The organism is Pseudomonas maioricensis, from assembly GCF_022790535.1.
Taxonomy (GTDB): Bacteria; Pseudomonadota; Gammaproteobacteria; order Pseudomonadales; family Pseudomonadaceae; genus Aquipseudomonas; species Aquipseudomonas maioricensis.
In genome coordinates this window covers 33,865-46,753 of sequence record NZ_LOHG01000028.1, presented here as the reverse complement: position 1 = coordinate 46,753, position 12,889 = coordinate 33,865, and the positions used below count along the sequence as shown (strand labels likewise).

The 12,889-nt window shown below is 56.9% G+C and carries 11 protein-coding genes; 3 read left to right on the top strand and 8 right to left on the bottom strand.

Annotation, left to right across the window (positions count from 1 at the left end):
* Positions 1-32 precede the first annotated feature (32 nt).
* From cysG to ftsK, 6 genes are all read right to left on the bottom strand, one after another.
* Positions 33-1,427 carry a siroheme synthase CysG gene (cysG, locus tag AUC61_RS25150; protein WP_243248939.1) on the bottom strand — a complete coding sequence of 465 codons (1,395 nt, stop codon included), beginning with the start codon at positions 1,425-1,427 and terminating at the stop codon, positions 33-35.
* Positions 1,428-2,708 carry a serine--tRNA ligase gene (gene serS / locus AUC61_RS25145; protein WP_243248938.1) on the bottom strand — a complete coding sequence of 427 codons (1,281 nt, stop codon included), beginning with the start codon at positions 2,706-2,708 and terminating at the stop codon, positions 1,428-1,430.
* Positions 2,709-2,724: 16 nt separating this feature from the next.
* The gene (crcB, locus tag AUC61_RS25140) at positions 2,725-3,099 is read right to left on the bottom strand and encodes a fluoride efflux transporter CrcB (protein WP_027899218.1); all 375 of its coding nucleotides are present in this window, start codon (positions 3,097-3,099) and stop codon (positions 2,725-2,727) included.
* Positions 3,099-4,421, bottom strand: a complete 1,323-nt coding sequence (locus AUC61_RS25135) for a replication-associated recombination protein A (protein ID WP_243248937.1) — start codon at positions 4,419-4,421, stop codon at positions 3,099-3,101. The genes crcB and AUC61_RS25135 overlap by 1 nt, the downstream gene beginning before the upstream one ends.
* A gap of 19 nt (positions 4,422-4,440) precedes the next feature.
* On the bottom strand, positions 4,441-5,064 hold the full coding sequence (lolA, locus tag AUC61_RS25130; protein ID WP_243248936.1) for an outer membrane lipoprotein periplasmic chaperone LolA: 624 nt from the start codon (positions 5,062-5,064) through the stop codon (positions 4,441-4,443).
* Between the two features lie 73 nt (positions 5,065-5,137).
* Positions 5,138-7,540: a DNA translocase FtsK gene (ftsK, locus tag AUC61_RS25125; protein WP_243248935.1), complete on the bottom strand. Its 2,403-nt coding sequence runs from the start codon at positions 7,538-7,540 to the stop codon at positions 5,138-5,140.
* Positions 7,541-8,078: 538 nt separating this feature from the next.
* On the opposite strand from ftsK, the gene aat reads away from it, so the two are divergent.
* The 3 genes from aat (at position 8,079) to infA (ending at position 9,852) form a co-directional block, all read left to right on the top strand.
* A complete protein-coding gene (gene aat / locus AUC61_RS25120) occupies positions 8,079-8,792 on the top strand; it encodes a leucyl/phenylalanyl-tRNA--protein transferase (RefSeq protein WP_243248934.1) in 714 nt (237 codons plus the stop codon).
* 33 nt (positions 8,793-8,825) lie between these two features.
* Positions 8,826-9,533 carry an arginyltransferase gene (locus AUC61_RS25115; RefSeq protein WP_243248933.1) on the top strand — a complete coding sequence of 236 codons (708 nt, stop codon included), beginning with the start codon at positions 8,826-8,828 and terminating at the stop codon, positions 9,531-9,533.
* Between the two features lie 100 nt (positions 9,534-9,633).
* Positions 9,634-9,852 carry a translation initiation factor IF-1 gene (gene infA, locus AUC61_RS25110; protein ID WP_002553999.1) on the top strand — a complete coding sequence of 73 codons (219 nt, stop codon included), beginning with the start codon at positions 9,634-9,636 and terminating at the stop codon, positions 9,850-9,852.
* Positions 9,853-10,109: 257 nt separating this feature from the next.
* Here infA and clpA read toward each other — a convergent pair whose 3' ends face one another.
* Entirely contained in the window at positions 10,110-12,380 is a 2,271-nt protein-coding gene (gene clpA / locus AUC61_RS25105; RefSeq protein ID WP_122666254.1) for an ATP-dependent Clp protease ATP-binding subunit ClpA, read from the bottom strand.
* A 30-nt stretch (positions 12,381-12,410) separates the two neighbouring features.
* Positions 12,411-12,773, bottom strand: coding sequence for an ATP-dependent Clp protease adapter ClpS (gene clpS / locus AUC61_RS25100; RefSeq protein ID WP_122666255.1), 363 nt, complete (start codon positions 12,771-12,773; stop codon positions 12,411-12,413).
* Between the last annotated feature and the right edge of the window lie 116 nt (positions 12,774-12,889).

Genomic DNA, 12,889 nt, shown 5'->3' with positions numbered 1-12,889 from the left:
CCGACAGGCATTACTTCAGGTGGTCGACTGTCTCAGACCGTCGCCTGAGCACCTTCAAACCACGCGAGTTTTTCGCGCAACTGGACCACTTCACCCACGATCACCAGCGTCGGCGCATGGACCTCATGCTCCGCTACCATTCGCGGCAAATCGGCCAAGGTGCCGGTAAAGACTCGCTGACTGGAAGTGGTGCCCTGTTGAATCAACGCCGCCGGGGTATCAGCGGATCGACCGTGCTTGATCAGTTGCTCACAGATGATCGGCAGGCCGATCAGGCCCATGTAGAAAACTAGAGTCTGTGCGGGCGCTACAAGATCGCGCCACGGAAGATCACTGGTACCGTTTTTCAAGTGCCCGGTGATGAAGCGTACTGATTGCGCATGATCGCGGTGAGTCAGAGGAATACCCGCATAGGCCGCGCAACCACTGGCCGCAGTGATACCGGGTACGACCTGGAATGGAATGCCATGAGCAGCCAGTTCTTCAATCTCTTCACCGCCCCGCCCGAAGATGAACGGATCACCGCCCTTCAAACGTAGAACGCGCTTGCCCTGCTTCGCCAGATCAACCAGTTGCTGGTTGATCTGGTCTTGCGGAACCGCATGATCAGCACGGCGCTTGCCCACATAGACACGCTCGGCATCACGTCGGCACAGATCCAGGATCGCGGGCGCCACCAGACGATCGTAGAGCACCACGTCGGCTTGCTGCATCAGGCGCAGAGCACGGAACGTCAGCAAGTCCGGATCACCCGGCCCAGCGCCCACCAGATACACCTCACCGGGAGCATGCGGTGCATCGCCTTCGATCTTTGCGATCAGCAGACGCTCGGCTTCAGCGCCCTGCCCAGCCAATTGCCGGTCAGCAATCGGCCCCTGGAAAACCTCTTCCCAGAAGGCACGACGCTGCGTGACGTCCGGGAACAGGTTTTTAACCTGAGTCCGGAAACGTGCAGCCAGACCGGCCAATTGGCCGTAAGTGGAAGGAATCCAGGTTTCCAGCTTGGCGCGAATCAAGCGCGCCAGCACTGGAGCATCGCCACCACTTGACACGGCAATGACCAACGGAGAGCGGTCGACGATCGCCGGGAAGATCACGCTGCATAGAGCAGGCGCATCCACCACGTTAACCGGTACACAACGCTGCTTGGCATCCTGAGAGACCTGAGCGTTGAGCGGCTCGTCATCTGTGGCAGCGATGATCAGCACGCAGCCGTCCAGATCACTGACGTTGTAGCCACGCAAAATCAGGTGCCCGCCACTCGTCTCAACCAGTTCACGCAGTTGCGGCTCGATCTCGGGCGCAACAACGCGCAATACAGCACCGGCTTCGGCAATGAGGCGGGATTTGCGCAATGCAATCTCGCCACCGCCCACAACCAACACTTGGCTGCCACGCAGGTTATGGAACAGCGGCAGAAATTCCATTTAGCCGATGACCTCAAGCCCGCCCATGTAAGGCTTGAGCACTTCTGGAACACGGATGGAACCGTCGGCCTGCTGGTAGTTTTCCAGCACTGCAACCAGCGTCCGGCCAACGGCCAGGCCCGAGCCGTTCAGGGTATGCACCAGCTCGGGTTTGCCGGTTTCCGGGTTACGCCAGCGAGCCTGCATGCGGCGCGCCTGGAAATCACCACAGTTGGAGCACGACGAAATTTCGCGGAATTTGTCCTGGCTCGGAATCCACACTTCCAGGTCGTAGGTCTTGACCGCGCTGAAGCCCATGTCGCCGGTGCAAAGAGCCAACACGCGATAAGGCAACTCCAGCAACTGCAGAACGCGCTCAGCGTTGGCGGTCAGGCCTTCCAGGGCTTCCATGGATTTTTCAGGCTCGACGATCTGCACCATCTCGACTTTGTCGAACTGGTGCTGGCGGATCATACCGCGGGTATCACGCCCCGACGCGCCCGCTTCGCTGCGGAAGCAAGGTGTGTGAGCCACAAACTTCATCGGCATCTGTTTGGCGTCGATGATTTCACCGGAGACGATGTTGGTCAGCGACACTTCCGCGGTCGGGATCAGATACAGGTCTGCCTCGCCTTCACGGGAAATCTTGAACAAGTCTTCTTCGAACTTCGGCAACTGACCAGTGCCCTGCAGTGCAGGCGCCTGAACCAGATAAGGCGTGTAGGCCTCTTCGTAGCCATGCTCGTTGATGTGCAGGTTGATCATGAACTGCGCCAGCGCACGGTGCAGACGCGCGATAGGGCCACGCAACAAGGCGAAACGCGCACCGGACAGCTTGGCGGCGGTTTCAAAATCCAGCCAGCCGTATTTCTCGCCCAGCGCAACGTGATCCTGTACCTGAAAATCGAACGAAGCTGGTGTGCCCCAGGTACGAACTTCAACGTTGCCGTCTTCGTCAGCACCTACCGGCACCGATTCGTGAGGCAGGTTCGGCATGCTCAGCAGCATCGAGTCCAGCTCGGCCTGAATGCCGTCCAGTTCTTTCTTGCCGGTGTTGAGTTCTTCGGCCATACGGTCGATATCAGCCATCAGCGGAGCGATGTCTTCACCGCGCTGCTTGGCTTGCCCAATGGATTTGGAACGGGCATTACGCTCGGCCTGTAGCTGTTCAGTGCGGGTCTGGACGGTCTTGCGCTGGGCTTCCAGCGCTTCGATGCGGGCAACGTCCAGTGTAAAGCCACGGGAAGCCAGGCGATCCGCTACGTCCTGAAGTTGGGTACGTAACAGTTTGGAATCGAGCATATCGTTCTCTCGTTTATCAAAGTCTGGTCAGGGACAGGCCAACCCACGTAGCGAGCAGCCCGCCGAACACGCTGATACCGGCATAGCCAAGGGCTAACGGCATTTGCCCGCTTTCAAGCAGGCGCAGCGTATCCAGTGAAAAGGATGAAAAGGTCGTAAGACCGCCAACAAAGCCGACAATCAAGCCGGCCCGAATCTCAATGGGTACTTCCGGGCGCAACAGGAAAAGGCCGTAGAGGACACCGATAATCAGGCAACCGACGATATTTACCGCCAGAGTCGCCGCATAGAAATGCTTTGGCCAGTTCGCGCTGACCCAAGTGCCAGCAGCGAAGCGCAATAATGTACCAGCGATACCGGCAATCGACACCGCAAGAATGGTTTTGAGCACTACTTTCTCCGCTGACGAGGGCTGGCAGCGTCCAGCGCAGCCAGATGCTTGAGTTTTTCACCAATTTTCAGCTCCAGGCCACGGGGCACCGGCTGATAATACTGACGCGGATCCAGGTCTTCAGGGAAGTAATCTTCCCCGGCAGCATAGGCGTCCGGCTCGTCGTGAGCGTAGCGGTACTCTTCGCCATAGCCCAGTTGCTTCATCAGCTTGGTCGGCGCGTTGCGCAAATGCAGCGGGACTTCCAGCGAACCATGCTCGGTCGCTTCGCGCATCGCAGCCTTGAATCCCATGTAAACCGCGTTGCTTTTCGGCGCACAGGCCAGATAAACAATCGCCTGAGCCACAGCCAGCTCGCCTTCCGGGCTGCCCAGACGCTCCTGAACATCCCAGGCAGACATACACAGCGGCAGCGCGCGCGGATCAGCATTGCCAATATCTTCACTGGCCATACGCACCACGCGCCGGGCCAGGTACAAAGGGTCGCAACCGCCATCGATCATCCGGGCAAACCAGTACAGGGCTGCATCAGGGTTGGAGCCGCGAATGGATTTATGCAAGGCGGATATCTGGTCGTAAAACGCTTCGCCGCCCTTATCGAACCGACGACGGCTGTCCCCCATCAGGCTTTGCAGCAGCTCCAGACTGATTTCCGAGCCGTCTTCGGCCAGGTCCGACGCGTTTTCCAGCAGGTTCAGCATGCGCCGACCATCCCCGTCGGCAGCGGCCATCAGCATGGCAAAACCTTCATCGCTCAGGCTCAACTGATGCTTGCCCAGACCGCGCTCTTCGGTCAGCGCCCGATTCACCAGCTTGCGCAGCGCTGCTTCATCAAGGCTCTTGAGGACATAGACCCGGGCCCGCGACAGCAAAGCGTTGTTGAGTTCGAACGACGGGTTTTCAGTAGTGGCGCCAATGAAGATCAGCGTGCCGTCTTCGACATATGGCAGGAATGCATCCTGCTGGGACTTGTTGAAGCGGTGCACTTCGTCGACAAACAAAATGGTCCGGCGGCCGTATTGCCCGGCCTGTTGCCTGGCAACTTCTACCGCCTGACGAATCTCTTTGACCCCGGCCAGTACCGCAGAGACCGTCTCAAAGTGCGCATCCGAGACTTTCGCCAGGAGCCGGGCCAGCGTGGTCTTACCCACACCGGGAGGCCCCCAGAAAATCATCGAATGCAGAGCCCCCTGCTCCAGCGCCTCACGCAGAGGTTTGCCGTGAGCCAGCAGGTGCTCCTGACCGACGTACTCATCCAGATTGGTCGCACGCAAACGTGCGGCCAGCGGCTGAGCAATCGGTTCACTTCGAAACAGGTCCATGGACAACCGTTAAAACCTCTTATTCCTGAATGACGTCAGCGCCTTTCGGAATCTGGAACTGGAATTTGCTCGCCGGGATCGCCTCATTGGCTTTCACGCCGGTGAACAGGATATTGGTGCGCTGGCCGACGCTGTCGATCAACTGCATGTCATTGATGACGCCGTTGCGGAACGACAGGCGCAGGCTATCGAACAAGGTGTCCTTGGTTTTTGGCTTGAGGGTGAAATCAATCACGCCGCCCGCTTCCTTGGCAGTGATATCAAAACTTTCACTGATTTTGGAGACATCACCGGACAACAGCAATGCAGGGGTCTGGGTCAAACGCTGGTCGAGGGTCTTGATCGTGACCTGTTCCAGGTCCGGGTCCCACAGGGAAACCTTCTTGCCGTCGGAGACCATCAATTGCTCCTGAGGAGCATCGGTGTGCCAGTTGAACAAACCCGGACGCTGCAAAAACATCTCACCCGACGTTTCCTGCAACTGAGTACCGCCACCGTCCAGGGTCAACTGGGAGAAACGCGCGGTCAGGGTTTTGGACGTTTCCAGCAACTGGGTCAGGCGTGCGACGTCCTTGCTGTCGGCGTGCGCAGGAATCGCGGAGAAAGTCAGTGCTGTTACCAACAACATGCGGATTAGACGCATGGGAGCCCTCATAGAGTTCGGTGGAGTCCCGCCAGCATTGAAGCGCTGACGGGGCATTTATGGAAGTGCGCGATCAGTCGCGCATCGGGCCCGGCGCGATCACTTCACGCGAGCCGTTGGTGTTCATGGAGGTTACGACGCCAGCCATTTCCATCGCCTCGATCATCCGGGCGGCACGGTTGTAACCGATCTTCAGTTTACGCTGCACCGCAGAAATCGATGCGCGGCGGCTTTCCAGTACGAACTTGACCGCCTCGTCATAGAGCGCATCACTTTCGCTGTCTTCGCCCCCTTCACCGCTACCGCCTTCGAAGCCGCTACCGGCCTCCTCGACACCTGCCAGAATATCGTCGTTGTAATCCGGAGTGCCACGCAGCTTCCAGGCTTCCACCACGCGGTGTACTTCATCATCGGAAACAAAGGCGCCATGAACACGAATCGGCAAGCTGGTGCCCGGCGGCATGTACAGCATGTCACCGTGCCCCAACAGTTGTTCCGCGCCACCCTGATCGATGATGGTCCGCGAGTCGATCTTGCTCGACACCTGGAACGCCATACGCGTCGGGATGTTCGCCTTGATCAGGCCCGTGATCACATCGACCGAAGGACGCTGGGTGGCAAGAATCAAGTGGATACCTGCCGCACGTGCCTTCTGGGCAATACGCGCAATCAACTCTTCGACCTTCTTGCCGACGATCATCATCATGTCGGCAAACTCATCCACAACCACGACAATGGTCGGCAGCTTGGTCAACAGCGGTGCTTCGTCATGAATACTTTCACGCTTGTAGAGCGGGTCTGCCAGCGGCGTACCTGCGTCCTGAGCTTCCTTGACCTTCTGGTTGAAGCCGGAAAGGTTACGCACGCCCATCTTCGCCATCAGCTTGTAACGACGCTCCATCTCGGCAACGCTCCAGCGCAATGCGTTGGCAGCGTCTTTCATGTCGGTAACCACCGGGCAAAGCAGATGCGGGATGCCTTCGTAGATCGACAGTTCAAGCATCTTCGGGTCGATCATGATCAGCTTGGCGTCTTCCGGGCCGGACTTGAACAGGATCGAAAGAATCATCGCGTTAACGCCCACGGACTTACCGGAACCGGTTGTACCGGCCACCAGCAAGTGCGGCATTTTTGCCAGATCGGTGATCACCGGCTTGCCGCCGATGTCGTGCCCCAGAGCCAACGTGACGGGCGACTTTGCGTTGTCGTACTCGGGCGTCGACAGTACTTCAGAGAAACGTACGATCTGCCGGTCTTCGTTCGGAATCTCGATACCCACCGTGGTCTTGCCCGGGATGACCTCAACCACACGAACGCTCGTCACCGCCAGAGAACGTGCAAGGTCTTTGGCCAGGTTGGCAATACGACTGACCTTGACGCCGGCAGCGGGCTGAATTTCGTAACGGGTAATCACAGGGCCTGGGTGAATCGAATCCACCGACACCTCAACACCAAACTCCTTGAGCTTGATTTCCAGCAAATGGCCAACTGCGGCCAGTGATTCGGGCGAATAGTTGAGCTGTTTCTTTTCTGCCGGGTCGAGGATCGATATCGGCGGCAGCGTTCCTTCTACGGCGCTATCCACGAACAACGGCGCCTGTTTTTCCTTCATGACGCGCTTGCTGGGCTCGGGTGCCTTGGCCGGTGCAGGGGCGATAACCGCAGGAATATGCGTTTCACGCGCCGTCATGTGTTTGCTCAGCGCCTGCTCGCGCTCAATCAATCGCTCTTTGGCTTTGGCTTGCTCGCGACGATCAGTGGTGGCTGGTGCAACCACTTCGTTGACCCGCTCATCGACTTCGCGCAGTTGCGCAACCATCTGCTTGCGCTCGTTACGCGCCGCCCACCAATTGTTGACGGCATCGTAGAACAACTCGAACAAGTCGAGCGTGATCTTGCCCGTCACGTCCATGACCTTGAACCAGGACAGATCGGTAAACACCGTGAGGCCAAACAGGAACAAGGCGATGAACAGCAGCGTACTGCCCTGGATGTTCAGGGCTCTCTTGGCCATATCACCGAGAACTTCACCCAGCACACCACCTGCTGACCCCGGGAAGCCTGCCGCAAAATGGAAATGGATATGCGCCAGTGCTGCACCGGCGAGTACCAGAAACACAAGACCGATCAACCGCCACGAAAACAGCCAGCCGCTCCACTGCCACGGCTCATGGCGATGGCGGAACACCTGATACGCCTTGACCGCCAGCAACAGTGGAAAAATATAGGCAAAGTAACCCAACACCATGAACAGAATGTCGGCACAGAAGGCGCCAGCACGGCCGGCCGCGTTCTGAACCTCAACCGAACTGCTGGTATGACTCCAGCCGGGATCGTTCTGATCGTAAGTCAGCAACGCCATCATCAAATACAGGCACAGCGCGCCAAAGGCGATCAACGCACCTTCCTTGAGCCGGTAGTGCAATTGCTGCCGCCAGAGCGGAACGGTGCTGGATACTGCGGTGGATTTCTTCAAAACGCTTTTATTCCTGCGCTAGAGCGCGAACATCTGGTGATTGACTACCAACGACTGCAGTTGTGAAACCATTTGCCAAGCCATATAGCTTGAACGGCCGACTGCAAAGCGGGCATTGTACGGGTTTGTACGCCTGATGCCACGATAGCGTCCTGCCTTGTAAACCACTGGCTAGCCGGGTAGTTTCAGCCTGAATCGCAGGACTGAACTCACCCGTGGCCATTGAGCAAACCGGTACAAGCGACAAAACACTAGTCTGGCGTGGGCGAAGCCCTTCTTCAAGCACCGTCGCAAACGTTCAATTTGAGCATGCATTTTCTTTCGTGACAAAGACTTATGCCGCATCTTTAACCGAACGATCAGTTTTCGAAGGCAACCTCAGGCACTGCCCCGGCAAAGAACCGCTGCATGACGTGCCACCTGTTCAAACCCTTGGGGACATTTGCCTGTGACGGACGACCGTTTATGACCACGAGTGCCGCAGGGAGTTGCAGTAGCGCGACGCCCCCGCCCTCCCCTTCTGCAAAGTACCGACCTTATGCTGACTTGGCTAAACCGTGAAAACCTGAACTTCCCGCCATTGGAAAAAGCCTTGCGCGAACCCGACGGCCTGCTTGCTGCGGGCGGCGACCTTTCTCCAGAGCGGCTGGTTCAAGCCTATCGCCATGGCTGCTTCCCGTGGTTTCAGGATGAGCAGCCCATTCTCTGGTGGTCGCCAGACCCTAGAACCGTGATCTTCCCCGATGAGCTCCACGTTTCGCGCAGCCTGGCCAAGGTGATGCGTCAGGAACGTTTTCGCGTGACCTTCGATCAGGACTTCGCAGCAGTGATTCGCGCCTGCGCCGGACCACGCGCCTATGCAGACGGAACCTGGATTACCGGCTCGATACAGGCCGCGTATATGGAGTTGCATCAGCGTGGCTATGCTCACAGCGTTGAAGTCTGGGAGAACGACGTATTGGCAGGCGGGCTTTACGGACTGGCAATGGGTAAACTTTTTTTCGGTGAATCAATGTTCAGTCGGACCGACAACGCCTCCAAAGTCGGCTTCGCCACACTGGTCGAACGCTTGAAAGCCTGGGGCTTTGTTTTGATTGACTGCCAGATGCATACCAGCCACTTACAGAGCTTTGGTGCCCGCCCTATTCCGCGCAAGGAGTTCTCCGACTACCTGCGCCAGCATCTGGACCAGCCTAATGACGCCGACTGGCTGCCTAGGCGAGTTCAGCAGGCTGACATACACTCTTACTAAGGATTTATTTTTTGGCTACAGGGGGGGGCAATCATGACAGAGCTGGCACGGCTGAAGTTTTATGCCACTCAACCCCACTCGTGCAGCTACCTGCCGGAAGAGCAGGCTACGACGCTTTTTCTGGATCCCAGCCAGCCGATGGATGTGCAGGTTTACGCGGATCTTTCGGACATGGGATTCCGCCGCAGCGGTGATCACCTTTACCGGCCGCACTGCCAGAATTGCAGCGCCTGTGTGCCCGCGCGCGTCCCTGTCGATCTTTTTACACCCAACCGGCAGCAGAAACGCATCTTCAAACGCAATGCGGACATCGAAGTGCGCAGCGCCAAGCCGCGCTTCACTGAAGAATATTTTGACCTTTACCAGCGCTATATCGAACAAAGGCATGCCGATGGCGACATGTTCCCCCCCAGTCGCGATCAATTTTCGACTTTTTTGGTACGCGATCTTCCCTTCTGCAGATTCTATGAGTTCCGCGTGGATAAACGCCTGCTGGCGGTAGCGGTTACCGACATGCTGCCTAACGGACTTTCGGCCGTTTATACGTTCTACGAACCCGCCGAAGAGCGCCGCAGTCTGGGGCGCTACGCCATTTTGTGGCAGATCGCCGAAGCGGCACGCCTGCAACTGCACGCGGTGTATCTGGGCTACTGGATCAAGAACTGCCAAAAGATGAATTACAAGACCCAATATCGGCCCATCGAGCTGCTGACAAACCAAAGATGGATCACTCTTTATTGAAGACCTTGGCTTAACCGGCATTTTTCGGGCACAATGCACGCCGCTTTTGCCTGGCGCCACTTGCACCGGGCCACTCATTAGATACCGAGGGCTTTACTGCATGTCGAAAGAAGACAGCTTCGAAATGGAAGGCACTGTCGTCGACACCCTGCCCAACACCATGTTTCGTGTGGAGTTGGAAAACGGGCACGTCGTAACCGCGCATATCTCCGGCAAGATGCGCAAGAACTACATTCGTATTCTTACCGGTGACAAGGTGCGTGTTGAACTGACGCCCTACGACTTGAGCAAAGGGCGCATTACTTACCGCGCCCGTTAAGCAGGTCTTAACAAAAACGCCCGGCACCTGCCGGGCGTTTTTGTGTGCCCGGGTTTTGTGGAAAACTCGTCACTCTGTAGGAGCTGCCGAAGGCTGCGAAGCATTCATCCTGATACATTGCCATCGCAGCCTTCGGCAGCTCCTACAGACGTCAGACTTACCGCAAGACAGCGCGCGCCATCGACACCACCAATATGAACTCAACAAAAAACCCCGCACCTCTTTCGAGATGCGGGGCTTTTCATGAAGCGTAAGACTTAAGCCATTTCTGCGGTGGTTTCGAAGTCAAAGGTGATTTCACCATCCTTGAAGTCGATATGTACCACGCCACCATGCTCGGAGAGTTCGCCGAAGAGAATCTCCTCAGCCAGCGGACGCTTGATCTTGTCCTGAATCAAGCGCGCCATTGGACGGGCGCCCATTGCGGCATCGTAACCACTCTCGGCCAGATAACCTCTGGCGGCGTCGGTCACCTCAAGCAGCACGCGCTTGTCTTCCAACTGCGCCTGAAGCTCGGTGAGGAACTTGTCCACCACGCTTTTGATAACCTCATGGCTGAGGCGACCAAATTGAATGATGGTGTCCAGACGGTTACGGAACTCAGGCGTGAAGCTCTTCTTGATGACTTCCATCGCATCAGACGAGTGGTCCTGATGAGTGAAGCCGATCGAAGCCCGAGCCGCCGACTCAGCGCCCGCGTTAGTGGTCATGATCACGATCACGTTGCGGAAGTCCGCTTTACGCCCGTTGTTATCGGTCAGGGTACCGTGATCCATTACCTGCAACAGCAGGTTGAAGACTTCCGGATGCGCTTTCTCGATTTCATCGAGCAACAACACGCAATGTGGCTGCTTGGTGATTGCCTCGGTCAGCAGACCGCCCTGATCAAAGCCTACATAACCTGGCGGCGCACCAATCAAGCGTGAAACGGTATGCCGCTCCATGTACTCAGACATGTCGAAGCGCACCAGCTCGATCCCGAGAGCCTTGGCCAACTGACGAGCGGCTTCGGTCTTGCCGACGCCGGTAGGACCGGCGAACAAGAAGGAACCCACAGGTTTGTCAGGCGACTTCAAGCCGGCCCGGGACAATTTGATCGCAGTGGACAGCGAATCGATCGCCGCATCCTGACCAAATACCGTCAGCTTCAGGTCACGCTCCAGATTCCTCAGCAACTCCTTGTCGGAACTGTTGACGTGCTTAGGTGGAATCCGCGCGATTTTCGCCACGATGTCTTCAACCTGCGCCACCTCAATCCGTTTGACGCGCTTCTCGACAGGCTGCAGACGCTGATAAGCGCCCGCCTCGTCGATGACGTCAATGGCTTTGTCCGGCATGTGACGGTCGTTTATGTAACGCGATGCCAGCTCGGCAGCAGCGCGCAAGGCCTCATCGCTGTATTCGATACTGTGATGCTGCTCAAAGCGGCCTTTCAGGCCTCTGAGGATACCAATGGTGTCTTCAACGGACGGCTCCGACACATCAACCTTCTGGAAGCGACGTGCGAGAGCACGGTCTTTCTCGAAGATGCCGCGAAATTCCTGGAAAGTTGTCGAACCGATGCAACGAATATCGCCCGAGGACAGCAGCGGCTTGAGCAGATTCGAAGCATCCATCACGCCACCAGAAGCCGCACCGGCACCGATAATGGTGTGAATCTCGTCGATAAACAGGATAGCATGCGGACGTTTTTTCAGCTCATTGAGCAGGGCCTTGAAGCGCTTTTCGAAATCGCCACGGTATTTGGTACCTGCCAGCAATGCTCCCAGATCGAGAGAGTAAACAACGCTGCTGGCCAACAGATCAGGCACCTGATTATCGACGATACGCTTGGCCAGACCTTCGGCAATGGCGGTCTTGCCCACCCCTGCCTCGCCCACCAGAAGCGGGTTGTTCTTGCGACGACGGGCCAGAATCTGAGCAACCCGCTCAACTTCCTGCTCACGCCCGACAAGCGGATCTATGCGCCCCTGGCGTGCCAGTTCGTTAAGGTTGCTGGCATAGGCATCCAGAGGATTACCTGAAGCAGAAGACTCACCACCCTCGTCGTCCTGCATATCTTGCTCACCTTCAGAGTGATCGCCGTGCCCAGGCACCTTGGATATGCCATGAGCAATGTAGTTGACGACATCTATGCGGGCCACGCTCTGCTGCTTGAGCAGAAACACTGCCTGGCTTTCCTGCTCACTGAAAATAGCAACCAGCACGTTGGCGCCGGTCACTTCACGTTTGCCCGAGCTCTGTACATGGAAAACTGCACGTTGCAGAACGCGCTGGAAGCCCAGCGTAGGCTGGGTCTCGCGATCCTCGTCATGAACGGGGATCAACGGCGTGGTGGAGTCGATGAACTCCTGCAGATCATGCTTGAGCTTATCGAGGTTTGCGCCGCAGGCACGCAGAACAGTGGCGGCAGCCTCATTGTCCAATAGGGCCAGCAGAAGGTGCTCGACAGTCATGAACTCATGACGTTTCGAACGAGCCTCCTTGAAGGCCAGATTGAGGGTGACTTCGAGCTCACGGTTTAACATAGCTTCACCTCATACCCAAGTGGTCGGCGTTTAACCGTCCTTCTCGATCTCACAGAGTAGCGGATGCTGGCTTTCCCTGGCGTATTGGTTGACCTGCATTGCCTTGGTCTCGGCGATGTCGCGGGTAAACAATCCACATACTGCACGTCCCTCTGTATGGACGGCCAGCATGACCTTGGTCGCCAGCTCACGATTCAGGTTAAAGAACACCTCGAGCACTTCGACGACGAAATCCATCGGTGTGTAATCATCATTAAATAAAACCACCTTGTACATCGGTGGCGCCTGCAACGTCGGCTGGGCATCCTGAACCGCGATGCCCGCCGCGTCATCCTCATGGGAATCCGGATTGTCCTGACTTGATGTTAGTCGAATCTTGCTGATTGCATGCATGGAAAGAAAAGTTCGTAAAGGGGCGGATTGAATAATGAGTCGCAGTCTGACCGGTTTTCAAATGGACCGCCGCGTGACCTTGACTATCGGCTAAACGGTGTTACAAACAATAGAAC

What these genes read in the sequence shown, in the direction of transcription:
- lolA (WP_243248936.1), bottom strand. Translation starts at nt 5,064, where the DNA reads ATGCGTCTAATCCGCATGTTGTTGGTAACAGCACTGACTTTCTCCGCG.
- aat (WP_243248934.1), top strand. Translation starts at nt 8,079, where the DNA reads ATGCTGACTTGGCTAAACCGTGAAAACCTGAACTTCCCGCCATTGGAA.
- clpS (WP_122666255.1), bottom strand. Translation starts at nt 12,773, where the DNA reads ATGCATGCAATCAGCAAGATTCGACTAACATCAAGTCAGGACAATCCG.
- AUC61_RS25115 (WP_243248933.1), top strand. Translation starts at nt 8,826, where the DNA reads ATGACAGAGCTGGCACGGCTGAAGTTTTATGCCACTCAACCCCACTCG.
- AUC61_RS25135 (WP_243248937.1), bottom strand. Translation starts at nt 4,421, where the DNA reads ATGGACCTGTTTCGAAGTGAACCGATTGCTCAGCCGCTGGCCGCACGT.
- cysG (WP_243248939.1), bottom strand. Translation starts at nt 1,427, where the DNA reads ATGGAATTTCTGCCGCTGTTCCATAACCTGCGTGGCAGCCAAGTGTTG.
- clpA (WP_122666254.1), bottom strand. Translation starts at nt 12,380, where the DNA reads ATGTTAAACCGTGAGCTCGAAGTCACCCTCAATCTGGCCTTCAAGGAG.
- infA (WP_002553999.1), top strand. Translation starts at nt 9,634, where the DNA reads ATGTCGAAAGAAGACAGCTTCGAAATGGAAGGCACTGTCGTCGACACC.
- serS (WP_243248938.1), bottom strand. Translation starts at nt 2,708, where the DNA reads ATGCTCGATTCCAAACTGTTACGTACCCAACTTCAGGACGTAGCGGAT.